This is a genomic window from Nocardioides marmoribigeumensis (assembly GCF_031458325.1).
Classification (GTDB): Bacteria; Actinomycetota; Actinomycetes; order Propionibacteriales; family Nocardioidaceae; genus Marmoricola_A; species Marmoricola_A marmoribigeumensis.
In genome coordinates this window covers 160231-181097 of the sequence record NZ_JAVDYG010000001.1, presented here as the reverse complement: position 1 = coordinate 181097, position 20867 = coordinate 160231, and the positions used below count along the sequence as shown (strand labels likewise).

22 protein-coding genes are annotated in these 20867 nt (G+C 72.4%); 9 read left to right on the top strand and 13 right to left on the bottom strand.

The window, feature by feature from the left end:
- Positions 1-6: 6 nt before the first annotated feature.
- Entirely contained in the window at positions 7-1428 is a 1422-nt protein-coding gene (glnA, locus tag J2S63_RS00820; RefSeq protein ID WP_310297334.1) for a type I glutamate--ammonia ligase, read from the bottom strand.
- Positions 1429-1617: 189 nt separating this feature from the next.
- Between glnA and J2S63_RS00815 the strand changes: the two genes are divergently transcribed.
- On the top strand, positions 1618-2037 hold the full coding sequence (locus tag J2S63_RS00815; protein WP_310297331.1) for an RDD family protein: 420 nt from the start codon (positions 1618-1620) through the stop codon (positions 2035-2037).
- Positions 2038-2040: 3 nt separating this feature from the next.
- Here J2S63_RS00815 and J2S63_RS00810 read toward each other — a convergent pair whose 3' ends face one another.
- From J2S63_RS00810 to J2S63_RS00800, 3 genes are read right to left on the bottom strand one after another with little or no spacing between them, the layout of a single operon-like run.
- On the bottom strand, positions 2041-3318 hold the full coding sequence (locus tag J2S63_RS00810; protein ID WP_310297328.1) for a class I SAM-dependent methyltransferase: 1278 nt from the start codon (positions 3316-3318) through the stop codon (positions 2041-2043).
- Positions 3315-4097: a DUF1365 domain-containing protein gene (locus J2S63_RS00805; RefSeq protein WP_310297325.1), complete on the bottom strand. Its 783-nt coding sequence runs from the start codon at positions 4095-4097 to the stop codon at positions 3315-3317. The genes J2S63_RS00810 and J2S63_RS00805 overlap by 4 nt, the downstream gene beginning before the upstream one ends.
- A complete protein-coding gene (locus tag J2S63_RS00800) occupies positions 4094-5434 on the bottom strand; it encodes an NAD(P)/FAD-dependent oxidoreductase (RefSeq protein ID WP_310297323.1) in 1341 nt (446 codons plus the stop codon). The genes J2S63_RS00805 and J2S63_RS00800 overlap by 4 nt, the downstream gene beginning before the upstream one ends.
- Between J2S63_RS00800 and J2S63_RS21370 the strand changes: the two genes are divergently transcribed.
- On the top strand, positions 5361-6329 hold the full coding sequence (locus tag J2S63_RS21370) for an SCO4651 family lipoprotein (RefSeq protein ID WP_486348067.1): 969 nt from the start codon (positions 5361-5363) through the stop codon (positions 6327-6329). The genes J2S63_RS00800 and J2S63_RS21370 overlap by 74 nt on opposite strands.
- A gap of 3 nt (positions 6330-6332) precedes the next feature.
- Here J2S63_RS21370 and J2S63_RS00790 read toward each other — a convergent pair whose 3' ends face one another.
- From J2S63_RS00790 to lipB, 5 genes are all read right to left on the bottom strand, one after another.
- Positions 6333-7025, bottom strand: a complete 693-nt coding sequence (locus J2S63_RS00790; protein WP_310297317.1) for a DUF4191 domain-containing protein — start codon at positions 7023-7025, stop codon at positions 6333-6335.
- Positions 7026-7078: 53 nt separating this feature from the next.
- The gene (lipA, locus tag J2S63_RS00785; RefSeq protein WP_310297314.1) at positions 7079-8047 is read right to left on the bottom strand and encodes a lipoyl synthase; all 969 of its coding nucleotides are present in this window, start codon (positions 8045-8047) and stop codon (positions 7079-7081) included.
- Positions 8048-8083: 36 nt separating this feature from the next.
- On the bottom strand, positions 8084-9055 hold the full coding sequence (locus J2S63_RS00780) for a hypothetical protein (RefSeq protein ID WP_310297312.1): 972 nt from the start codon (positions 9053-9055) through the stop codon (positions 8084-8086).
- A complete protein-coding gene (locus J2S63_RS00775; RefSeq protein ID WP_310297309.1) occupies positions 9052-9984 on the bottom strand; it encodes an ABC transporter ATP-binding protein in 933 nt (310 codons plus the stop codon). Before J2S63_RS00775 ends, J2S63_RS00780 begins: the two co-directional genes overlap by 4 nt.
- Positions 9985-10054: 70 nt before the next feature.
- Positions 10055-10732 carry a lipoyl(octanoyl) transferase LipB gene (lipB, locus tag J2S63_RS00770; RefSeq protein ID WP_310306550.1) on the bottom strand — a complete coding sequence of 226 codons (678 nt, stop codon included), beginning with the start codon at positions 10730-10732 and terminating at the stop codon, positions 10055-10057.
- Between the two features lie 117 nt (positions 10733-10849).
- On the opposite strand from lipB, the gene J2S63_RS00765 reads away from it, so the two are divergent.
- Complete coding sequence (locus J2S63_RS00765) at positions 10850-11419, top strand: hypothetical protein (RefSeq protein WP_310297306.1); 570 nt, start codon at positions 10850-10852, stop codon at positions 11417-11419.
- Here the strand turns inward: J2S63_RS00765 and J2S63_RS00760 are convergent.
- Positions 11379-12290, bottom strand: a complete 912-nt coding sequence (locus J2S63_RS00760; RefSeq protein WP_310297303.1) for a TIGR01777 family oxidoreductase — start codon at positions 12288-12290, stop codon at positions 11379-11381. The two genes, J2S63_RS00765 and J2S63_RS00760, sit on opposite strands and share 41 nt — an antisense overlap.
- Positions 12291-12375: 85 nt before the next feature.
- Positions 12376-14259 carry a 2-oxoglutarate dehydrogenase, E2 component, dihydrolipoamide succinyltransferase gene (gene sucB / locus J2S63_RS00755; RefSeq protein WP_310297300.1) on the bottom strand — a complete coding sequence of 628 codons (1884 nt, stop codon included), beginning with the start codon at positions 14257-14259 and terminating at the stop codon, positions 12376-12378.
- 215 nt (positions 14260-14474) lie between these two features.
- On the opposite strand from sucB, the gene J2S63_RS00750 reads away from it, so the two are divergent.
- Positions 14475-14819, top strand: a complete 345-nt coding sequence (locus tag J2S63_RS00750) for a hypothetical protein (RefSeq protein ID WP_310297299.1) — start codon at positions 14475-14477, stop codon at positions 14817-14819.
- 250 nt (positions 14820-15069) lie between these two features.
- Here J2S63_RS00750 and J2S63_RS00745 read toward each other — a convergent pair whose 3' ends face one another.
- Complete coding sequence (locus J2S63_RS00745; protein WP_310297295.1) at positions 15070-16620, bottom strand: leucyl aminopeptidase; 1551 nt, start codon at positions 16618-16620, stop codon at positions 15070-15072.
- Between the two features lie 42 nt (positions 16621-16662).
- Between J2S63_RS00745 and gcvT the strand changes: the two genes are divergently transcribed.
- Positions 16663-17772: a glycine cleavage system aminomethyltransferase GcvT gene (gene gcvT / locus J2S63_RS00740; RefSeq protein ID WP_310297291.1), complete on the top strand. Its 1110-nt coding sequence runs from the start codon at positions 16663-16665 to the stop codon at positions 17770-17772.
- 10 nt (positions 17773-17782) lie between these two features.
- The gene (locus J2S63_RS00735) at positions 17783-18034 is read left to right on the top strand and encodes a hypothetical protein (protein WP_310297288.1); all 252 of its coding nucleotides are present in this window, start codon (positions 17783-17785) and stop codon (positions 18032-18034) included.
- 13 nt (positions 18035-18047) lie between these two features.
- Here the strand turns inward: J2S63_RS00735 and J2S63_RS00730 are convergent, their stop codons facing one another.
- On the bottom strand, positions 18048-18632 hold the full coding sequence (locus tag J2S63_RS00730; RefSeq protein WP_310297286.1) for a DUF3043 domain-containing protein: 585 nt from the start codon (positions 18630-18632) through the stop codon (positions 18048-18050).
- Positions 18633-18792: 160 nt separating this feature from the next.
- Here J2S63_RS00730 and J2S63_RS00725 point away from each other — a divergent pair, with 160 nt between their 5' ends.
- The 3 genes from J2S63_RS00725 to htpX are packed head-to-tail and all read left to right on the top strand — an operon-like array spanning position 18793 to position 20866.
- On the top strand, positions 18793-19596 hold the full coding sequence (locus tag J2S63_RS00725; RefSeq protein ID WP_310297283.1) for a PspA/IM30 family protein: 804 nt from the start codon (positions 18793-18795) through the stop codon (positions 19594-19596).
- Entirely contained in the window at positions 19593-19871 is a 279-nt protein-coding gene (gene pspAA / locus J2S63_RS00720) for a PspA-associated protein PspAA (RefSeq protein WP_310297280.1), read from the top strand. Before J2S63_RS00725 ends, pspAA begins: the two co-directional genes overlap by 4 nt.
- Before the next feature lie 14 nt (positions 19872-19885).
- Complete coding sequence (gene htpX, locus J2S63_RS00715; protein WP_310297277.1) at positions 19886-20866, top strand: zinc metalloprotease HtpX; 981 nt, start codon at positions 19886-19888, stop codon at positions 20864-20866.
- Position 20867: the final 1 nt, after the last annotated feature.

Below are 20867 nucleotides of genomic sequence, written 5' to 3'. Positions count from 1 at the left end.
CGTTGCTCAGATGTCGTAGTAGAGCTCGAACTCGTGCGGGTGCGGGCGGAGCTGCACCGGCGCGATCTCCTGCGTGCGCTTGAAGTTGATCCACGTCTCGATCAGGTCGGGGGTGAACACGTTGCCCACGGTGAGGAAGTCGTGGTCGGCCTCGAGGGCGTCGAGCACGGCGCCGAGGTTGGTCGGCACCTGCTCGATCTCGGCCATCTCGTCCGGCGGCAGCTCGTAGATGTCCTTGTCGATCGGCGCGGCCGGCTCGATCTTGTTCTGGACACCGTCGAGGCCGGCGAGCATCAGGGCGGCGAAGGCGAGGTAGGGGTTCGCCGACGGGTCGGGGAAGCGGGTCTCCACGCGCTTGGCCTTGGGGTTGGCGCCCGTGATCGGGATGCGGACGCTGGCCGAACGGTTGCGCGAGCTGTAGACCAGCGAGATCGGAGCCTCGTAGCCGGGCACCAGACGGTGGTAGGAGTTCACCGTCGGGTTGGTGAAGCCCAGCACCGCGGGGGCGTGCTTGAGGATGCCGCCGATGTACCAGCGCGCCATGTCGGACAGGCCGCCGTAGCCCTTCTCGTCGTAGAACAGCGGCTCGCCGTCCTTCCAGAGGGACTGGTGGACGTGCATGCCGGAGCCGTTGTCACCGAAGATCGGCTTGGGCATGAAGGTCGCCGACTTGCCGGCGTGCCAGGCGGTGTTCTTGATGATGTACTTGAACTTCATCACGTCGTCCGCGGCCTTGAGCAGCGTGTCGAAGCGGTAGTTGATCTCCGCCTGGCCGGCGGTGCCGACCTCGTGGTGGGCGCGCTCGACGAGGAGCCCGGAGGCCTCGAGGTTCTTCACCATCACGTCGCGCAGGTCGCCCTGCTGGTCATAGGGCGCGACGGGGAAGTAGCCGCCCTTCATGCGGGTCTTGTAGCCACGGTTGGCGGAGTCGGCGAGGCCGCTGTTCCACCAGCCCTCCTCGGAGTCGATGTGGTAGAAGCCCTCGTGCGCGTCGGTGTTGTAGCGCACGGAGTCGAAGACGTAGAACTCCGCCTCGGGCGCGAAGAACGCGGTGTCGGCGATGCCGGTGGTGTTGAGGTACGCCAGCGCCTTGCGGGCGATGTTGCGCGGGTCGCGGCTGTAGGCCTCGCCGGTGATCGGGTCGTGGATGAAGAAGTTGACGATCAGCGTCTTGGAGACGCGGAAGGGGTCGATGTACGCCGTGGTGGGGTCCGGGAACAGCGCCATGTCCGACTCGTTGATCGCCTGGAAGCCGCGGATCGAGGACCCGTCGAAGTTCAGGCCGTCGTCGAAGACCGACTGGTCGAAGGACGACACGGGGACGGTGAAGTGCTGCATGACACCAGGAAGGTCGCAGAAGCGCACGTCGACCATCTCGACGCCTTCGTCCTTGATGTACTTGAGCAGCTCGTCGCTGTTGGCGAACATGCATTCCTCCTCGGTCGCGGGCTCGCGACCCGATGACGGTGACAGGGCGGGTGCCGCTCGTCGTCGAGCAGCACCACCTGACCGGACCCTAGGCTCGGGCAGTTTCTCCACCGTATCCCGGTTGTTTCGGGCGTGTTACGTGCATCTCTCCGATGAGAAGACCGGCCGACCGCTGGCTACGGTGGGGGAGTGAGCGACGCCAACCAGCCGGCCTATCCCGGGGAGCGGCTCGGACTTCCCGCCGACGGGCCCAGGTCCGTGGCCTCGTGGGGACGCCGGATCGTCGCCCTGTTCCTCGACTGGATCCCGAGCCTGCTCGTGGCCAACCTGATCTCCGACCTGGCCGGGCTGAGCAAGGACCAGGCCTCGTTCGTGCCGCTCGCCGTGTTCCTGCTCGAGACCGCGCTGTTCGTGGCGATCACGGGGGCGTCGTTCGGCCAGCTGGCGATGCAGCTGCGGGTCGCTCGGCTCGACGGGCGCGCCGTCCCCCTCCTGCAGTCCCTGCTGCGCAGCCTGCTGGTGTGCCTGGTCGTCCCGCCGCTGGTGTTCAACCGCGACCAGCGCGGCCTGCACGACCTCGCGGCCGGGACGATCGTGATCCGCCGCTGAGGGTCAGCGGCTCATCGTGAGGATCGCGTCGTCGAGGTAGCCGGTGCGGAATCCTGCCTCGCAGTAGGCCAGGTAGAACTCCCACATCCGCCGGAACGTCTCGTCGAACCCCAGCGCCTGCACGTGGTCCCAGCGGGCGTTGAACCGCTCGCGCCACAGCCGCAACGTGTGGGCGTAGTGGAGGCCGATGTAGCGCTCCTCGACCAGCCGCAGGCCGGTGTGCCGGGCCAGGACCTCCTCGATCGCCTGGGTCGAGGGGAGCAGGCCGCCCGGGAAGATGTACTTGTGGATCCAGCCGTAGGTGTTGCGGGTGGCCAGGAAGCGCTCGTGCTCGAGGAGGATCGCCTGGATCGCGGCGCGGCCACCGGGGGCGAGCACCTCGTCGATCTTGCCGAAGTACGTCGGCCAGAACTCCTCGCCGACCGCCTCGATCATCTCGACGCTCACCACGGCGTCGTACTCGCCCTGGACGTCGCGGTAGTCGCACAGCTCGACCGACACCCGGTCGGTCATGCCGGCCGCCTCGATGCGGTCCCGGGCGAGCTCGGCCTGCTGCGCCGAGATCGTGATCGTGGTGACGGTGGCGCCCCGCTCGGCGGCGCGGATGGCCAGCGAGCCCCAGCCGGTGCCGATCTCGAGGACCCGGCTCCCCGCGCGCACGCCGGCCGCGTCGAGCACCGCGTCGATCTTGCGGAGCTGGGCCTCCTCGTGGTCCGCGAGGACCGGCGCGGGGTCGAGCCCGTCGAACAGCGCGCACGAGTAGGACATCGTCGGGTCGAGGAACTCGGCGAACATCTCGTTGGACAGGTCGTAGTGGCGGTGGATGTTGTGCCGCGACCCGTCGCGGGTGTTCTGCTCCGACGACAGCAGCCGGGGGAGCACGACGTGCCGCAGCCGGTAGAAGCTCTTGGGGATCAGGTCGGTGAGGCTGGCCGCGAACGGCGCCAGCGCGTCGGCGAGGTCGGTGCCGTCGGCGGTGGTCCACTCGCCGGCCATGTAGGCCTCACCGAGCCCGATCATCGGGCTGTCGCCGAGGCGGCCGAAGAACGCCTCCTCGTCCAGCACGCGCAGCTGCGGCAGGCGCGGGTCGCTCGGGCCGAAGCGCTCACCGGAGGGCAGCGAGAGACCGACGTCGACCTTGCGCACGATGCGCGAGAGCACCGACCGGGCAACCCGGCCCTTGATCCCCAGGGCGGGCGCCTCGGGCACGGGGCGGGCGACCGCGACGGCTCCGGCCGTCAAGGTCGGGGTGGCGTCGAAGTGGGTGGCAGCAGTGCTCATCGGAGCCCTTTCGGTGTGCGTTGAGGAAGGCGGGGCACCACGGGCAGGCGACGGGCCCACAGGGTGATGCCGTGCAGTCGGATGAGCGCGGTGACGCGCTGGGCGGCGAAGGGGTCGCGGAGCACGGCCCGCAGCACACTGCGCCGGGTCGCCGGCCGCAGGTCGCCCGCGACGGCGCCGGTGAAGACCTTCTCCTCGCCCTGGGTGAGCGAGATGGAGACGGCGACGCGTGAGCCGTCGAGCCGGGCCCGGATGTCGTAGCGGCCCTCGACGGCGAAGAACGGCGAGACGTAGAAGTCCTTCGCGGTGCTCGCACCCTTGGCCGCCGCGTCGGCGGTCAGGGGGTAGCAGTGGCGCTCGCCGTAGGTGTTGTGGACCTCGGCGAGGATCCCTTCGAGCGAGCCGTCCCGAGCCAGCACGAAGTACGTCGTCAGGGGGTCGAACGCGTAGCCGAAGGTCCGCGCCCCGGTCAGGACCAGCACCCGGTGGGCGGTCCACGGCAGCCGCTCGGTGCGCAGGTAGTGCTCGAGCTTCCACCGCAGCGTCGCGTGGCCGGGGGAGAGGTGGTCGTCCTCGCGGACGGTGACCGCACCCCGCAGCCAGCGCGGGAAGGCCGCCCGGGGCCGGTCGAGGTCGACCAGCCAGGCCGTCGTGCGGTGGGTGAAGCCGTAGTCGAACGGCTTGGTGCGCTGGTGGGTCACAGTCGCCTCGACCACCTGGGCGCCGAGCCGGCGCAGGTCGTCGCGGGTCGCCGCCGTCCGCTGCACGGTCGCGGTCACGAGGCGTCCCGATGGTCACCCGGAGGCAGGTCGACGGGGAGCGGGGAGGCGCCGAGGGACACGGCCGCGCGCATGCCCGAGGCGCAGCCGTCCTCGTGGAAGCCCCAGCCCTGGTAGGCGCCGGCGAACGCGATGCGCCCGTCGTTGAGGCCGGCCACCTCGCGCTGCGCGGCGACGGCCTCGGCGGTGAAGATCGGGTGCGCGTAGCTCATCTCGGCGATGACCTCGCGCGGCTCCTCGGCAGGGTCCGGGTTGAGCGTCACCACGAGCGGGTCGGCCTCGTCGTGGTGCTGCAGGCGGTTCATCCAGTAGGACACCCGGGTCCGGTCGGCGACCTCGCCGCACTCCTCGAGCCGGTAGTTCCACGACGCCCGCACCCGGGGCTCGGGGAGGAACGAGTCGTCACGGTGCAGCAGCGTGCGGTTCTGCGAGTAGGCGAAGGCCCCCAGCAGCCGCTGCTCGTCGTCGGTCGGGTCGGTGAGCATCGCCAGCGCCTCGTCGGCGTGGGCGGCGAGCACGACCTTGTCGAACCCGGCCACCTCGGTGCCCTGCGGCCCGGTCGTCTGGACGAGCACCTCGTCGGGCTTGCGGCTGACCGCCGTGACCGGCGCGCCCCGTCGTACGACGTCGAGACGGTCGGCGACCGCGCGGACGTAGGTCTGCGACCCACCGACGACGGTGTGCCAGGTCGGCGCGTCGCCGAGGCGGAGGAACCCGTGGTGCTCCAGGAAGCGGAAGAGGTACGCCGCGGGGTAGGCCAGCGCCTCGGCGCGGCCCATCGACCACACGCAGGACACGACCGGGATCGCGTAGTGGGCGACGAAGTGCTCGCCGAACCCCTCGCGGGCGAGGAACTCGCCGTAGGTCAGCGACTCGTCACCCGCGTCGAGGAGCCCCAGCGCTCGTCTCTGGAAGCGCGAGATCTGCAGCAGCAGCCGCAGGAAGCGGGGGTCGGCCACCCGGCGCCGCTGGCCGAAGATGCCGCCCGCACCCCGCCCGCCGACGTACCCCAGCCCGCAGCCGCGGCAGGTGACGCTCATGCTCATCTCGGTCGGGCGCGTCTCGACGCCGAGCTCGGCGAACAGCGTGCGCAGCCGCGGGTAGGTGCGGTCGTTGAGCACGATGAACCCCGAGTCCACGGAGACCGCACGGCCCCCGGACTCGACGTCGTGCGTGTGCGCGTGGCCGCCGAGCCGGTCCTGGGCCTCGAAGAGCGTGACGTGGTGGTCGCGCTGGAGCAGGTAGGCGGCGGTGAGCCCGGAGATGCCGGCGCCCACGACGGCGACCCGCGGGCGGCCGTCGACGTCGGTCGAGCTCGGAAGGGGGATCTGGCTCACGTCGGGCGTTCGCTCCTCGGGGCAAGAGGGATGGGTGACGCAGCAGCCCGGGGGGTTATCGTCTGGCGTGCTTCTCCGTCGCCCGAACGGACGCCTGAGCCGGTCCCTCCTGCCGCTCGCGGTCGTCGTCTGTCTCTCCCTGACCGCGTGTCAGGACGATAGCGAGCCCGCTGCGGCCCCGTCTCTCGTCCCGTCCGAGTCCTCCCCGTCCACGGCCTCCGCCACACCTTCGGCCTCGCCCTCCCCACGCCTGGACGCGGCCGCGCAGCGGTTCCTCGACCGGATGCGGCGGGGGATGGGGCCCCGCGGGACCGCTCACCTCGAGATGACGGTGGCGGGCAGCGCGCCGAGCCGGTCCTCGGGCGACATGAGGTACGGCGGCCGCGGCAGCGAGATCGATCTGACCACCCGCACGCCCAAGCTCGGGTCCGGGGCGCTGGAGATGGTGGTGCTCCACGACGCCGCCTACGTCAGCATCCCCGGCCTGGTGAAGGCCGGGAAGTTCATCCGCATCGGCAAGGACGACCCCCGTTTCGAGCAGCTGGCGGGCGCGAGCCTCCAGATGAGCCCCGACCAGTCGGTCAAGGCCTTCCGAGCGGGCCTGATCTCGGTGCGCGAGCGGGGGCGTGACACGGTCCAGGGCGTCAGCACCACGAGGTACGACGTCAAGGCCGACACCGTCCGCGCGCTGCAGGCCCAGGGCTCGGACGCCGTGCCCGGGATGCCCGACACGCTGACCTACCAGGTGTGGCTCGACGGGCAGGACCGCATGCGCCGGATGGGTCTGGTCATCGAGGGGACCCGCCTCACGATGGAGCTGTCCCGGTGGGGCGAGCCGGTCTCGATCGCGGCCCCGCCGAAGTCAGACGTGGTCAAGCCGCCACCGGGCTTCTGAGGCTTAGCGACCCCGCAGGTTGCCGCGCATCCCCTTCATGGAGGTCGGCACGGGGCCCTTGGGCAGCGGCATTTGCTGGCGCGAGGCGTCGATCGCCTTGAGGCGGGAGAGCACCTCGGTCATCTCGGCCGGCTGCATCTGGCGGCCCAGCTTGGTGATGTGGCGGGTGAGCTTCTCCAGCGGCACCTGGCCCTCGCCGTCACCGACGATCAGCTCGTGCACGGGGGTGTCGGCGGCGACCCGCTGGTGGCGGGCCTTCTCGGTGCGGAGCAGCTGCTGCACCCGGCTGGGCTGGCCCTCTCCGATCAGCACGATGCCGGGCGGGCCGACCACGCGGTGGACGACGTCCTGGTTGCGGTTGAAGGCGACCATCTGGTCGATCCGCCAGCCGCGGCGCAGCACGGTGAGGACCGCGAGCGCGGCGCCCGGCTTGCCCTTGACCTGGGCGATCTGCGACTTGGTCGCGCGGCGGCCGAAGACGAAGAGGAGCGCGACCACGCCGACCAGCAGCGCGGTGACCAGGTCCAGGACGAACCAGCTCGGCGGGATCAGCGACAGCAGGAAGAACGCGATCAGCGTGCCGGCCAGGAAGGTGCCCAGCAGGATCCAGCCGATGCGGGGGTCACCCTGCTTGGTGAGCGTGTAGACCTGTCGCACCTGCGATGCGCGTCCGGGCTTGCCGTTCTTGCGTGCCATCTCGTTCCTCGTCAGCTCGTCGAGACCTCGATGGCCTCGCCCGCCATTGTTCCCTATGCCTCGACGGCCGCGCGCCGGTCCATGGCCTGCTGGTAGAGCCGTCCCGCGCGGTACGACGAGCGCACGAGCGGGCCGGACAGGACGCCGGCGAAGCCGATCTCCTCGGCCTCGGTGGCGAGCTCGACGAACTCCTCGGGCCGGACCCACCGCTCCACGGGGTGGTGGCGGGGGGAGGGGCGGAGGTACTGGGTGATCGTGACCAGCTCGCACCCGGCGTCGTGCAGGTCGCGCAGTGCCTGGGAGACCTCCTCGCGGGTCTCGCCCATGCCGAGGATGAGGTTGGACTTGGTGACCAGGCCGAACGCGCGGGCCTGGGTCAGCACGTCCAGGGACCGGTCGTAGCGGAACGCGGGGCGGATGCGCTTGAAGATCCGCGGGACGGTCTCGACGTTGTGGGCCAGGACCTCGGGGCGGGACTCGAAGACCTCGGCCAGCAGCTCGGGGCGGCCGTTGAAGTCGGGGATCAGGTTCTCCACCCCGGTCTCGGGGTTGAGGTCGTGGATCGCGCGGACGGTCTCGGCGTAGAGCCAGGCGCCGCCGTCGGGCAGGTCGTCGCGGGCGACGCCGGTGATGGTGGCGTACTTGAGCTGCATGGTCTGCACCGACTCCGCGACGCGGCGGGGCTCGTCTCGGTCCAGCGGCTGGGGCTTGCCGGTGTCGATCTGGCAGAAGTCGCAGCGTCGGGTGCACTGGTCGCCGCCGATGAGGAAGGTGGCCTCGCGGTCCTCCCAGCACTCGTAGATGTTGGGGCAGCCGGCTTCCTGGCACACGGTGTGCAGTCCCTCGGACTTCACCAGCTGCTGCAGCGCGGTGTACTCCGGGCCCATCCGGGCGCGGGTCTTGATCCACTCCGGCTTCTTCTCGATCGGCGTCGCCGCGTTGCGGACCTCCAGCCGCAGCAGCCGGCGCCCGTCGGGAGCCACGTTGGAGGAGGTCGAGGAGGTCTCAGCGGGAGCAGTCATCGTGGCCCCATCCTACGAGCCCCGCGGTGATCGGGCTCAGTCGAGATCACGCCGCCGGAAGGCAGGCGGCGAGACCAGCACCACGACCAGCAGGAGCACCGCGAGGTAGGCCGCGCCGTGCGCCCCGCTCAGGAGGTACGTCGGGTCGCAGCCGCCGCGGGCCCCGGCCGAGCCGGAGCACGTGCTCTCGTCGTACACCCGGACCCCGTCGGAGATCCAGGCCTGCACGTTGTTGGCCAGCGACCACTGGCTCACCTTGTCGAGGGGGAGCGAGGCGACCACGATCTCGCCGGCCACGGCATAGCCGAACAGCAGCCCCAGGGTGCCGACCGTGCTGCGCAGGAGCATGGTGAGCGCGTGGGCGCCCAGCGCCGCGGCCGCGACGAGCACGACGCCCCGTCCGGACTGCTCGAGCAAGGCCGTGACGGTCGCACCGGGCACCGGCAGGCCACGGGCCCGGGCCACGGCGTAGAGCACGCCCCAGAAGACCGCGGAGAGCAGCGCGGCCGCCATCACGGTCGAGAGGACGACGGCGACCGCCTTGGCGACCCAGACCCGCACGCGGCGGGGCTCGAAGACCAGCTGGGTGCCCATCGCGCCGCTGCTCCAGTCGGCCCCGCTGAAGGTGGTGGCGAGCACGATCGCGGCCCCCGCCAGGACGACCACCAGGGCGATCCCGCGGGTCCCGCGCTCCTGCTCGAGGTCGAGCGGCGCGCGGCCGAGGAAGTCCTCGACCCGCGGTCGGAGACTGGCGCAGTCCGCGGCGCTCCGGCCGGACCCGAGGTAGGAGGTGGGGTCCTTCTCGCACCGGGCCACCTCCAGCTTCCAGGAGTCGCCCGCCTGCTCGACCTGCACCTGGGCGTCACGGGTCTCGGCGGAGGTCGCGGGACGGCTCGACCAGACCGTCGAGGCGACGAGCAGCCCGACCAGCACCGTGGTGAGGAGCAGGACGACGGCGACGGCGCGACGGGCCCAGAAGCGGCGCGCCTCGACCCCGACGAGGTTCATCGCCCGCCCTTCTGCCGGTCACGGTCGGTCAGCTCGAGGAACACGCTCTCCAGGTCGGTCTGCTCCGCGGTGAGGGCCCGCACCCAGATGCTCTGCTCTCCGAGCACGCGGCTGATGTCGGCGGGGTCGGGGGCACCGACGACACGGAGGCCGTCGCCGAGCCGCTCGACGCGCCACCCGGCCTGCTCCAGGAGGGGCTGGGCCGCGGCGGGGTCGGACACGCCGACGCGTACGGCGGCGCCCGGCTCCCTGCCGACCAGGTCGCCCACGCGGCCCGACGAGAGCAGGCGACCCTGTCCGATGATCGAGACCGAGTCGCAGACCTGCTGCACCTCGGCCAGGAGGTGGGAGCTCAGGAGCACCGTGACCCCGGACCGGCCGAGGTCGCGGATCATGCCGCGGATGTCGCGGATGCCGCCCGGGTCGAGGCCGTTGGTCGGCTCGTCGAGGATCAGCAGGTCGGGCTTCTTGAGCAGGGTCGCCGCGATCGCGAGCCGCTGCTTCATGCCGAGGGAGTAGGTGCGGTAGCGGTCGCCCTCGCGCCCCGCGAGCCCGACGCGCTCGATCGACTCACCGACCCGCTGCTCCGGGAGGCCCGCCGCACGGGCGAGGAGGGCCAGGTTGCGCTCGCCGGTGAAGCCCGGGAGGAACCGCGGCTGCTCCACCACCGCCCCGACCCGGCCGATCACCTGGGGGAGGGCGCGGGGGACGGGCTCGCCGAGGAGCCTCATCTCGCCGGCGCTGGCGCGGGCCAGCCCCAGGAGCAGGCGGATCGTGGTGGTCTTGCCGCTGCCGTTGGGCCCGAGGAAGCCGTGCACGCCGCCGTACGGCACCTGGAGGTCGAGGTCCTCGACGGCGAGGTGGCGGCGCCCACGTGCGCCGCGGAACTCCTTGCGCAGCCCTCGGGTCTCGATGGCCAGCTCGCTCACGACGCTCCTGCGCTTCCTGCTCGGCGGGACGGGCCCCTGGAGGCCCGCTCCACCCTCTCGCACGCAGGCGTCAGGTCAGCGGATTGACCACGGGGACACGCACCCGGGCGCTCGGGTCGGGCTTCGGCGCGTAGTCGGGCGTGCGGTCGTACGGCGCCCAGGAGAGCAGGCGGTCCAGGTGCGGTCGCAGGCGCGGGGCGACCTCGTGGACGGTCACGTCCCGGCCGAGCTCGGCGGACAGCGTGGTGACGCCGGCGTCGCTGATGCCGCAAGGGACGAAGCGGTCGTACCACCCCAGGTCGACGTCGCAGTTGAGCGCGAAGCCGTGCATCGCGACGCCGTGGCTCACGCGGATGCCGATGGCGGCGACCTTGCGCTCGGGCCCGCGGTCGTCCTCCTGCAGCCACACGCCGCTGCGGCCGGGGACGCGCGCGGTCGTGACGCCCAGGTCCGTGCACACGCCGATCAGCGCCTCCTCGAGGCGGCGGACGTAGTCCACGACGTAGACGTGCTGCGGGAGGCGGACGATCGGGTAGCCGACGAGCTGTCCGGGCCCGTGGAAGGTGATCTTGCCGCCGCGGTCGACGTCGACGACGGGCGTGCCGTCGAGGGGGCGCTCGTGGGCCTCGGTGCGCTTGCCCGCGGTGTAGACCGGCGGGTGCTCGAGGAGCAGGACCTGCCCCTCGGCGCCGGCCACGACCTCGGCGTGGATCCTGCGCTGGAGGTCCCACGCCTCCTGGTAGTCCATGGTCACCACGTCGGTGCAGGGGTAGCTGTGGCTCACCGCACCAGCCTAGCCACCGTTCGCGGTCGAGGCTGTGGAGAACGGACGAGGTCCGTCGGCGGTCCGGCGCAGGATGCCGCCATGACCCTCCCGCGCCCCCTGGCCACGTCCTCGCGCCTGCTCGGCTCGGTGGCCGTCGTCGCGGCACTCACCGTGGTCCTGCTGGCCGTCGCACGCCTGACGACCGGCGGGGACGCGGCGGCGTCCCCGCCGGGCGCGTCGACGACCGCTGCCCGGGTGCCCGCCCCGTCGTGGCCCGAGCCCGGCTCGTTGCGAGCGGTGCGGGTGCTCGAGCAGTGGCAGGCCGCGCGTGAGCGGGCGTGGGCCGTGGGCGACCTCGCCGGGCTGCGCCGGCTCTACCTTCCGGGGAGCGAGGCCGGCCGCCGGGACGCTGCCCTGCTCGCGGCCTACCTCGCTCGCGGGCTGCGCGTGGAGCTGCGCACCCGCTCCGACCGGCTGGCGGTGCTGGTGTCGCGACCCCGGCGCGTCGTCGTGCGGCAGCACGCGGCGGTCCGCCTGCTGGCCCACCTCTCCGGCCGGACCCGGGCGCTCCCCGCGTCGGGGGCGTCGCGCGAGCTCGAGCTGGTGCGGGTCGGGAGGACCTGGCGGCTCAGGAGCGCCCGGCCCGGAAGCCCTCGAGAGCCGCCCTGACGCGGTCGGCGACGTCGGCGTGGGCGAAGGCGAAGCCCGAGTCCAGCAGGCGGCGCGGCTCGACCCTCGCCGAGGAGAGCAGCTCGCCACCGGCGACGCCGCCGGCGGCCCGCAGGGGCGCCGCGGGGACGCGGAAGAACGTGGGGCGGTGCAGCGCCCGCCCGAGCTCGCGGGTGTACTCCGCGTTGGTGGAGGTGTCGGGGCCGACGAGGTTGTAGGCACCGGAGGCGGAGTCGTCGTGGGCGAGGCTCGAGGCGGCGTGCAGCCAGTCCTCCAGCGAGATCGTGGCGAAGTACTGCTTGCCGTTGCCGATCGGCCCGCCGACCCCGGCCTTGAACGCCGGCAGCATCGCCTTGAGGGCGCCGCCGCTGCGGTCGAGCACGACGCCGGTGCGCAGGACGACCACGCGCGCCCCGGCCTCGACCGCCGGGTCGGCCGCGGCCTGCCAGCGGCGTGAGACGTCGGCGATGAAGGTGTCGCCGTCGAAGGGGGTGTCCTCGGTGATCACCTCGGCGCCGCGGTCGCCGTAGCCGGCGACGCCGTTCTGCGCCAGGAGCACCGGCTTGCGGTCACTGGAGGCGACCGCCTCGGCCAGCACCCGGGTCGTGACCACCCGGCTGTCGAGGAAGGTGCGCTTGTAGCTCTCGGTCCACGGCCAGTGCGCCAGCGGGGCGCCGGCCAGGTTGGCCACGACGTCGGCGGACTCCACCAGCCCGCGGTCGAGGGTGCCGGCGTAGGGGTCCCAGCGGGCCTCCTCAGCGGACGACGGCTCGGAGCGGACCAGACGGACGACCTCGTGGTCGTGGGAGGTGAGGTACGACGCCCAGGCGCGACCGAGGAAGCCGGAGGCGCCGGCGAGGAGGAACCGCATGCCGTCAGCCTACGGACCCACCCGAGGGGCGAGCGTGCCCCTCAAGGCGGGTCCGTCGGCCGTCGGACGGCTGGGTGCGGGCCGGTCAGACCTCGAAGCTGCCGGACTCCAGCCGTGCCTTGAGGTCGGACAGGAAGCGGGCCGCGTCGGCCCCGTCGACCAGGCGGTGGTCGTAGGTCAGAGCCAGGTAGACCATCTGCCGGACCGCGATCGTCTCGCCGAGGTTGGGGTCGTCGATGACCACCGCGCGCTTGACCACCGAGCCGGTGCCCAGGATGGCGACCTGGGGCTGGTTGATGATCGGGGTGTCGAACAGTGCCCCGCGGCTGCCGGTGTTGGTGATCGTGAAGGTGCCACCGCTGAGGTCGTCGGGCCCGATCTTGTTGGACCGGGTGCGGTCGGCGATGTCGGCGATCTTGCGGGCCAGGCCGGCGACGTTGAGGTCGCCGGCGTTCTTGATCACCGGGGTGAGCAGGCCCTTCTCGGTGTCGACCGCGATCGCGACGTTCTCGTGGTCGAAGTAGGTGACCTCGCCCTTGTCGGTGTCGATCGCGGCGTTGAGCGACGGGTGCGTCTTGAGCGTGTCGATCGTCGCCTTGGCGAAGAACGGCATGAACGACAGCTTGACCCCCTCGCGAGCGAGGAAGTCGGCCTTGCGGGAGTCCCGCAGCCGCGCGATCGCGGTGACGTCGACCTCGACCACGGTGGTCAGCTGGGCGGAGGTCTGCAGCGACTCGACCATGCGCTTGGCGATCACCTTGCGCAGGCGCGACAGCGGCTCGGTCTTGCCGCGCAGCGGGCTCGGCTCGGCGCTGGGCGCTCCGGCCGCCGCCGGTGCGGCACCCGCACCCTGGTCCGTGCCCTGGCCCGCCGGGGCGGCGGCCGGAGCGGACTCCTTGGCCTTGGCCGCCTCGAGCACGTCCTGCTTGCGGATGCGTCCGCCGACGCCGGTGCCCTCGATGCCCTCGAGGTCGACGCCGTGCTCCGCGGCCAGCTTGCGGACGAGCGGGGTGACGTAGCCACGGCTGTCGCTGGAGCCCGTCGACGCGGAGTCGGACCCGCCCTCCTGCTGGGGCTCCTTGGTGGGCTCCGTGGCCTTCTTCGCCTCCTCCTTGGGGGAGGCCTTCGGCTCGGGCTCGGGCTCGGGCTCGGGCTCCGGCTCGGGCTCCGGCTCCGGCTCCGGCTCGTCGGCGGAGTCGTCAGCGTCGTCAGCGTCGTCAGCGATGTCGTCGCCGCCCGAGGCGTCGGCGTCACCGACGATCGCGAGCTCGGCGCCGACCTCGACGGTCTCGTCCTCGTCTGCCTTGATCTCGAGCAGGGTGCCGGCGACGGGGGAGGGGATCTCGGTGTCGACCTTGTCGGTGGAGACCTCGAGCAGCGGCTCGTCGACCTCGACGCTGTCACCGACCGACTTGAGCCACTTGGTGATCGTGCCCTCGGTGACGGACTCGCCGAGCGCGGGCAGGGTCACCGCGGTGCCCTTGCCGCTGCTCTTGGTGCCACCGGAGGCGGGCTTGTCGTGGTCGTCGGGGGACTCCTCGTCGGCCTGGTCGCTGCTGCCGGTGTCCTCGTCCTCGGTGTCGTCCTCGGTGTCGTCGTCGGAGTCGTCCTCGGGCTCCTGCTCGGCGGAGTCGTCCGCCTCGTCGGCGGCGTCCTCGGCGGCGTCCTCGGAGTCGTCCTCGGAGTCGTCCTCGGCGTCGTCCGACCCGGAGTCGCTCGACCCGCCCTCGCCCTCGTCACCGATGACCGCGAGCTCGGCGCCGATCTCGACGGTCTCGTCCTCGTCGGCCTTGATCTCGAGCAGGGTGCCGGCGACGGGCGAGGGGATCTCGGTGTCGACCTTGTCGGTGGAGACCTCGAGCAGGGGCTCGTCGACCTCGACCTGGTCGCCGGGCTGCTTGAGCCAGCGGGTGATCGTTCCCTCGGTGACGGACTCGCCGAGTGCCGGAAGAGTGACTGAGGTCGCCATACGGTCTGTTCGCTCCTTCGGACGGCTGTGTCGCCAGCCGCGCTGCGTGCCGATCGGGGAACCGGGTGGTCAGGACGACCGCCCAGGACGGGCTCCATCCTTGCACCAAACCCCGATGAGTCCAGCGGGGCCGCCCAACTCGTCAGTAGGTCCCGCGGCCACGTCCTACCCCCGGGACGCGATCCTCACTCCGCACGTGGGGGAGGATGTGCCCCATGGGGCTCTTCGACCGGCTGCGGGGACGCCGCAGCATGCGGCGCACCTCGGGCGGCTACACCACCGTCCGCACCGCCGACTCCGCGGACGCTGCTCACCTCGAGGAGTTCGTGGCCACGCGCCAGGGCGTCGAGGCCTACCTCGAGCCACGCACGGCGGTCAGCGACGTCACCGTGCTGCTCGTGGCCAACGACGGGGAGTGGACCCGCCGGCGCGTCCCCTCCACCGAGTGGGCGCACAAGTTCGCCGACAAGCACCGCATCGGGGCCTACGACGCCGCGGTGGTCGGCTACCCCGCCCGCATGCGGGAGTACAACCGCCGCAAGAAGGCCGGCGAGCTCTAGCCGCAAGCGCCCCCGCCCGCCAGCCCCCCGCGCCTCGCGCCTCGCCCAACCCCCGCGTCCCGCCCAACCCCCGCGTCCCGCCCAACCCCCGCGTACTCCGACGTACGCGTGGGACATTTTGGACATCGACCGCGCGTACGTCGGAGTACGCCGCGCGGCCGCCCGCCGGCCCGGCCGCCCGGCCGCCGGCCGCCCGGCCGCCCGCCGCCCGGCCGCCCGCCGGCCGCCGGCCGCCGGCCGCCCAGCCGGGTTAGCTGCCCAGCGAGCTCGCGAGCTCGACGAGCGTGGTGACCGCGACGCCGGTGCCGCCGGGGGTGACGTGGCCGTAGGCCGGGCGCTCGTTGAACGCCGGGCCGGCGATGTCGAGGTGCACCCACGGGGTCTCGCCGACGAACTCGCGCAGGAACGCCGCGGCGTAGGACGCCCCGCCCCACCGCTCGGAGTTGTGCTGGGCGAGGTCGGCGATCTTGGAGTTGCCGCGGACCTTCTCGGTCATCTCCTCGGGGATGGGCATGTGCCACAGCTGCTCGCCGGCCTCGCCCGCTGCCTCCGAGACCCGCGCGACGAGCGCGTCGTCGTTGCCGAAGAGGCCGCTGACCCGGTCGCCGAGGGCGACCATGCAGGCGCCGGTGAGGGTGGCGACGTCGACGATCGCGTCGGGGGCGTCCTCGACGGCGTGGACCAGCGCGTCGGCGAGCACGAGCCGCCCCTCGGCGTCGGTGTTGAGCACCTCGACCGTGCGGCCGCCGTAGATCGTGATGACGTCGCCGGGCCGCTGGGCGGAGCCGGAGGGCATGTTCTCAGCCAGCGCGGCGTACGCCGTGACCTTGACCGGCAGGTCGAGCGAGGCGATCGCGGTGATCGCGTTGACGACGGCTGCGGCACCGGCCATGTCCATCTTCATCGTGCCCATGGACCCGGCGGGCTTGAGCGAGAGACCACCGGAGTCGAAGGTGATGCCCTTGCCGACCAGCGCCAGGTGGGCCGTGGCGCCGGCGGGGGAGTAGGTCAGGCGCACGAGCCGCGGCGGGCTGACCGAGCCCTGGCCGACGGCGATCAGACCCCCGCAGCGCTTCTCGCGCAGGGCGTCCTCGTCGAAGACCTCGACGGCCACCTTGGGGCTGCGGGAGGTCGTGCGGCCCTTGGCGGGCGCCGCCTTGCCGGCCTCGGCGACGCGCTCGAGGATCGCCTCGGCGAAGCGGGCGGGCACGAGGTCGCCGGGCGGGGTGTTGACCCAGTCGCGTGTGCGGCTCACCGCGCGGACGAGCACCTCGGCGCGGGCGAACGCGTCCTGCTGCTCCTGCCGGCGCGCGCCGGCGCTGAGGACGACGACCTCGTTGGGCACGTCGTCGGAGGACGTGGTGCGGTAGTCGTCGAAGCGGTAGGCGCCGAGGAGATAGCCCTCGAGAGCGGCCCGCACGTGCTCCGGGCCGTCGGCCGGGAGGCAGAGGGCGACGGAGGCGGCGTTCTTCACCGCGCGCGCCGCGTTGCCGGCCGCCCGGCGCACCTCCGAGGCCTGCACGCCACTGCCGGCCGTGGAGCCGTCCGCCTCGCCGAGACCGACGAGCACGAGCACGGGGGCCTTGATGGTGCCGCCGGTGGGGACCGCGACGACCTGGTCGCGCTTGGCCTCGAAGCCGAGGAGGCTGAGCATCGGACCGAACTTGCGGCCGTAGGCCTCAGCGACGCCCTGCGCGTCCGCGACCACGCGAGGACCCTTGCGGGTGGCGACGAGACCGACGACCACCGCGTCGGTGCCGGTGCGTTCGGGGGAGCCGGTGCGAAGGGTGTAGGTCGTCACCGGGCAGATGGTAGCGGCGGGTTCTTGGGGTACGTTTCCCGCGTGGCCGACCTCCTCCGCTCCCCGCTGCACGACCGGCATCTCGCCCTCGGCGCCAAGCTCGCCGAGTTCGGCGGCTGGGAGATGCCGCTGGAGTACCCCACCGGCGTCCTCAAGGAGCACGCCGCCGTCCGCGAGGCGGTCGGGGTCTTCGACGTGAGCCACCTCGGCAAGGTCCGCGTGACCGGTCCGGGCGCTGCCGACTTCGTCAACGCGACGCTGAGCAACGACCTGGGACGCATCGGGCCCGGCCAGGCGCAGTACACCCTGTGCTGCGACGACGCGACCGGCGGTGTGGTGGACGACCTGATCGCCTACCTCGTCGCCGACGACGACGTGCTGCTGATCCCCAACGCCGCCAACTCCGCCGAGGTCGCCCGCCGCCTGGGCGAGGCCGCGCCCGAAGGTGTCACGATCTCCGACGAGCACCGCGACCACGCGGTCCTCGCGGTGCAGGGGACCCTCTCCGACGAGGTGCTCGGCGCGATGGGGCTGCCCGTCGGCCACGACTACATGTCGTTCGCCGTCGCTCCCTTCGCCGGCGCCGACGTGATCGTGTGCCGCACCGGCTACACCGGCGAGCGTGGCTACGAGCTGGTGGTGCCGGTCGGCGCGGCCGGCGAGGTCTGGGACGCGATCTTCGCCGCCGCGGAGGAGGCCGCCGGCGGCGTCACCCCGTGCGGCCTCGGGGCGCGCGACACCCTGCGCACCGAGATGGGCTACCCGCTGCACGGCCAGGACATCTCCCTGTCCGTCACCCCCGTCCAGGCCCGGCTCGGGTGGGCCGTCGGCTGGTCCAAGCCCGCGTTCTGGGGCAAGGACGTGCTCGCCGCCGAGAAGGCCACCGGACCGGCGCGCGTGCTGCGCGGGCTGGTCGCCGACGGGCGCGGCATCCCGCGACCGGGCATGCGCGTGCTGCTGGCGGCCGACGTGCCGGTCGGCGAGATCACCTCCGGGACGTTCTCGCCCTCGCTGCGCAAGGGGGTCGGGCTCGCCCTGGTCGACAGCCAGGTCACCGACGGCGCCGAGGTCTCGGTCGACGTCCGTGGTCGTCGCGAGGTCTTCGTGGTGACCAAGCCCCCGTTCGTCACGCCCGGCGTGCGCGAGTCCTGAGGAGGTCCTGATGATCCCGTCCGGCACCGAGTCCCACTTCGGCGGCTCCAGCACCTCCGAGCAGCTGGTCTGGCACTGGCGCTGCCTCGACGAGGCCGGCTCCGAGGTCGAGCGCGCCGACGACCCGCGCTTCCCCTCCCAGGGGGACGCCGAGACCTGGGTCGGCGAGGTCTGGCGCGACCTGCGCGAGGAGGGCGTCGAGTCCGTCGTGCTGCTCGAGGGCGACCGTGAGGTCTACGGCCCGATGAGCCTCTCCACCTGACCGCCGCCGGGGACTACGGCTTGGGGTAGCGCCCGGTGAGCTCCTGCCCGATGCGCACCTGCGGCTTGGGGATGCGCATGAAGCGCATCTGCAGGGCCCGCATCAGGGCGTAGAAGGTGGTGCCCTTGAGGTGCTCCTTGCCGAACCGCTCGCGCAGCTGGCGGCGGAGCCGGAACCGCAGCCACGCCGCGTCGAGCACGACGACCACGAGGGTGGCGTTCATGATGCCGGCGCCGAGGTTGAGCGCCCCGCCCACCTGTGCCAGCAGGCTCACGATCAGCAGCGGCATCGCGAACTCGGCCATGTTGAGGCGGGAGTCGACGTAGTCGCGCACGAAGCGGCGTACGGGTCCCTGGTCGCGCGGCAGGAGGTACTTCTCCTCGCCCGCCCGCATCCCGGCGCGGATCTCCTGGCTGCGCTCGGACCGCATCGCGCGGGACTGGCCCTTGGCGGCCTTGGGGTTGCGTGCCGCCTTGGCGCGGGCGCGCGCCGCGGCCTCGGCCTCCTTGCGGGTCGGGGTCGGGCGCCCCTTGCCCCCGGCCTTGGGAGCGGCAGGCTCGGGCTGAGCCTCGACGGCGGACTTCGTACGACGGAACAACGGGGCCTCGTGCAGGTCTCGGGAGCGGCGGGGACTGGGCCCAGGGTATCCGGGTGGGCCGGACCCCCAGGGAACCTCCTGGGGTCCCCGCCCGTTCTCCCCCTAGGGTGGGGAGCGTCCACCGGTGACGAGCCTGACCTCATTCGAAAGGGGCACGTAGATGGGCCTCATGCAGCGCATCATGATGATCTTCAAGGCCAAGGCGCAGAAGGCGGTCGACCGCGCCGAGGACCCGCGCGAGACGCTCGACTACAGCTACCAGAAGCAGCTCGAGCTGCTGCAGAAGGTGCGCAAGGGTGTCGCCGACGTGGCCACGAGCCGCAAGCGCATCGAGCTGCAGATGACCCAGCTCCAGCAGCAGGCCGCCAAGCTGACCGAGCAGGCCCAGAAGGCGCTGTCGATGGGTCGCGAGGACCTCGCCCGCGAGGCGCTGACCCGCAAGAGCGCCCTGACCGGGCAGATCTCCGACCTCGAGGCACAGCACGCGCAGCTGCAGGGCGAGGAGGAGAAGCTCACCCTCGCCTCCCAGCGGCTGCAGGCCAAGGTCGAGTCCTTCCGCACGCGCAAGGAGACGATCAAGGCGACCTACACCGCCGCCCAGGCCCAGACGCGCATCAACGAGGCGTTCTCCGGCATCTCCGAGGAGATGGGCGACGTCGGCATGGCGATCCAGCGGGCCGAGGACAAGACGGCCCAGATGCAGGCCCGCGCCGGCGCGATCGACGAGCTGATCAGCTCGGGGGCGCTCGACGACGCGACCTCGATCAACCGCGGCGACGACATCGCCCGCGAGCTGGAGTCGATGTCCTCGCAGTCCGACGTCGACCGCGAGCTCGCCGAGCTCAAGGCCCGGACCGGCGGCGCACTGACCGCCGGCGACCAGCCCCAGGGCAGCATCGAGGCCGGCGACGTGGCCTCCACCGAGCTGCTGGCGCGCCCCGAGTCGGAGGTGGAGGAGCGGTGATCGTCCGCATCATGTCCGAGGGGCAGTGGGACGTCCCCGACGACCACCTGTCCGCGCTCAACGCCCTCGACGAGGCCCTGGAGCGCGCGGTCCTCACCGGCGACGAGCGGGCCTTCAAGGTGGAGATGACCGCGCTGCTGGACGCCGTGCGCCAGCAGGGCGACCGGGTCGACGACGACTCCCTGGAGGAGTCCGACCTGATCCTGCCCCCGTCCGACGCGACGCTGGAGGAGGTGCGGGCGCTCCTCGGCGACGAGGGACTGATCCCGGACTGACATGAGAGGACCCGATGGCTACTAGCACCCGCTTCGTCGGCGACGCCGGGCTCACCGCCCGGATGACGGCGACCATGTTCCTTCTCGGTGGGCTGTTCGTCGCCGTCGTCGTCGGCCTCATCACCATCGCCCCGCCCGGGTGGGGCTTCGTCATCGGGGTCGTCGCGCTCGGGATCCTCTGGTTCCAGTGGTACAACTCCGACTCCCTCGCCCTCAAGGCGATGCGGGCCCGTGAGGTCAGCCCGCAGGAGGCCCCCGAGCTGCACGACATGATCGACCGCCTGTGCGCGCTGGCCGACATGCCCAAGCCCAAGGTGGCGATCGCCTACACCGACCTGCCCAACGCCTTCGCCACGGGCCGCTCGCCCAGCCGCGCAGCGGTCTGCGTGACGACCGGCATCCTCGACCGGCTCACCCGCGAGGAGCTCGAGGGCGTGCTCGCCCACGAGCTGTCCCACGTGGCCCACCGCGACGTGCTCGTCATGACGCTCGCCTCGTCGGCCGGGATCATCGCCGGGATGACGATGCGCGGCGCGCAGTACGGCGGCATGTTCGGCGGGTTCGGCGGCGGACGTCGCGACGACCGCAACAGCGGGGTGCCCGTCTGGCTGCTGATCCTGGTGGCCAGCCTGGTCGTCTACGCCATCTCGTTCCTCGCCACCCGGCTGCTGTCGCGCTACCGCGAGCTGAGCGCCGACCGGGCGGGGGCGTACCTCACCGGCCGGCCGTCCGCCCTGGCCGACGCCCTGGTGAAGATCACCGGCGACATCTCCTCGATCCCGCAGAAGGACCTGCGGGCCGCCTCGTCGATGAACGCGTTCTTCATCGCCCCCGCGCTGAGCGGGGTCTCGATGAAGACCCTCACCTCGACCCACCCCTCGCTCGAGCAGCGGCTGCAGCAGCTGGCCAAGGTCCAGGCCGAGCTGAGCCGGCCCCTCGACGGGTCCTTCGACGACGGCCCGCCGCCCGCCGGGCCCGACCTGCGGGGCCGCTGAG

What these genes read in the sequence shown, in the direction of transcription:
- J2S63_RS00780 (WP_310297312.1), bottom strand. Translation starts at nt 9,055, where the DNA reads ATGAACCTCGTCGGGGTCGAGGCGCGCCGCTTCTGGGCCCGTCGCGCC.
- J2S63_RS00735 (WP_310297288.1), top strand. Translation starts at nt 17,783, where the DNA reads ATGATCCCGTCCGGCACCGAGTCCCACTTCGGCGGCTCCAGCACCTCC.
- J2S63_RS00765 (WP_310297306.1), top strand. Translation starts at nt 10,850, where the DNA reads ATGACCCTCCCGCGCCCCCTGGCCACGTCCTCGCGCCTGCTCGGCTCG.
- J2S63_RS00790 (WP_310297317.1), bottom strand. Translation starts at nt 7,025, where the DNA reads ATGGCACGCAAGAACGGCAAGCCCGGACGCGCATCGCAGGTGCGACAG.
- J2S63_RS21370 (WP_486348067.1), top strand. Translation starts at nt 5,361, where the DNA reads ATGCCGGCGCCCACGACGGCGACCCGCGGGCGGCCGTCGACGTCGGTC.
- lipA (WP_310297314.1), bottom strand. Translation starts at nt 8,047, where the DNA reads ATGACTGCTCCCGCTGAGACCTCCTCGACCTCCTCCAACGTGGCTCCC.
- lipB (WP_310306550.1), bottom strand. Translation starts at nt 10,732, where the DNA reads ATGGACTACCAGGAGGCGTGGGACCTCCAGCGCAGGATCCACGCCGAG.
- sucB (WP_310297300.1), bottom strand. Translation starts at nt 14,259, where the DNA reads ATGGCGACCTCAGTCACTCTTCCGGCACTCGGCGAGTCCGTCACCGAG.
- J2S63_RS00750 (WP_310297299.1), top strand. Translation starts at nt 14,475, where the DNA reads ATGGGGCTCTTCGACCGGCTGCGGGGACGCCGCAGCATGCGGCGCACC.
- J2S63_RS00725 (WP_310297283.1), top strand. Translation starts at nt 18,793, where the DNA reads ATGGGCCTCATGCAGCGCATCATGATGATCTTCAAGGCCAAGGCGCAG.
- J2S63_RS00760 (WP_310297303.1), bottom strand. Translation starts at nt 12,290, where the DNA reads ATGCGGTTCCTCCTCGCCGGCGCCTCCGGCTTCCTCGGTCGCGCCTGG.
- J2S63_RS00810 (WP_310297328.1), bottom strand. Translation starts at nt 3,318, where the DNA reads ATGAGCACTGCTGCCACCCACTTCGACGCCACCCCGACCTTGACGGCC.
- htpX (WP_310297277.1), top strand. Translation starts at nt 19,886, where the DNA reads ATGGCTACTAGCACCCGCTTCGTCGGCGACGCCGGGCTCACCGCCCGG.
- glnA (WP_310297334.1), bottom strand. Translation starts at nt 1,428, where the DNA reads ATGTTCGCCAACAGCGACGAGCTGCTCAAGTACATCAAGGACGAAGGC.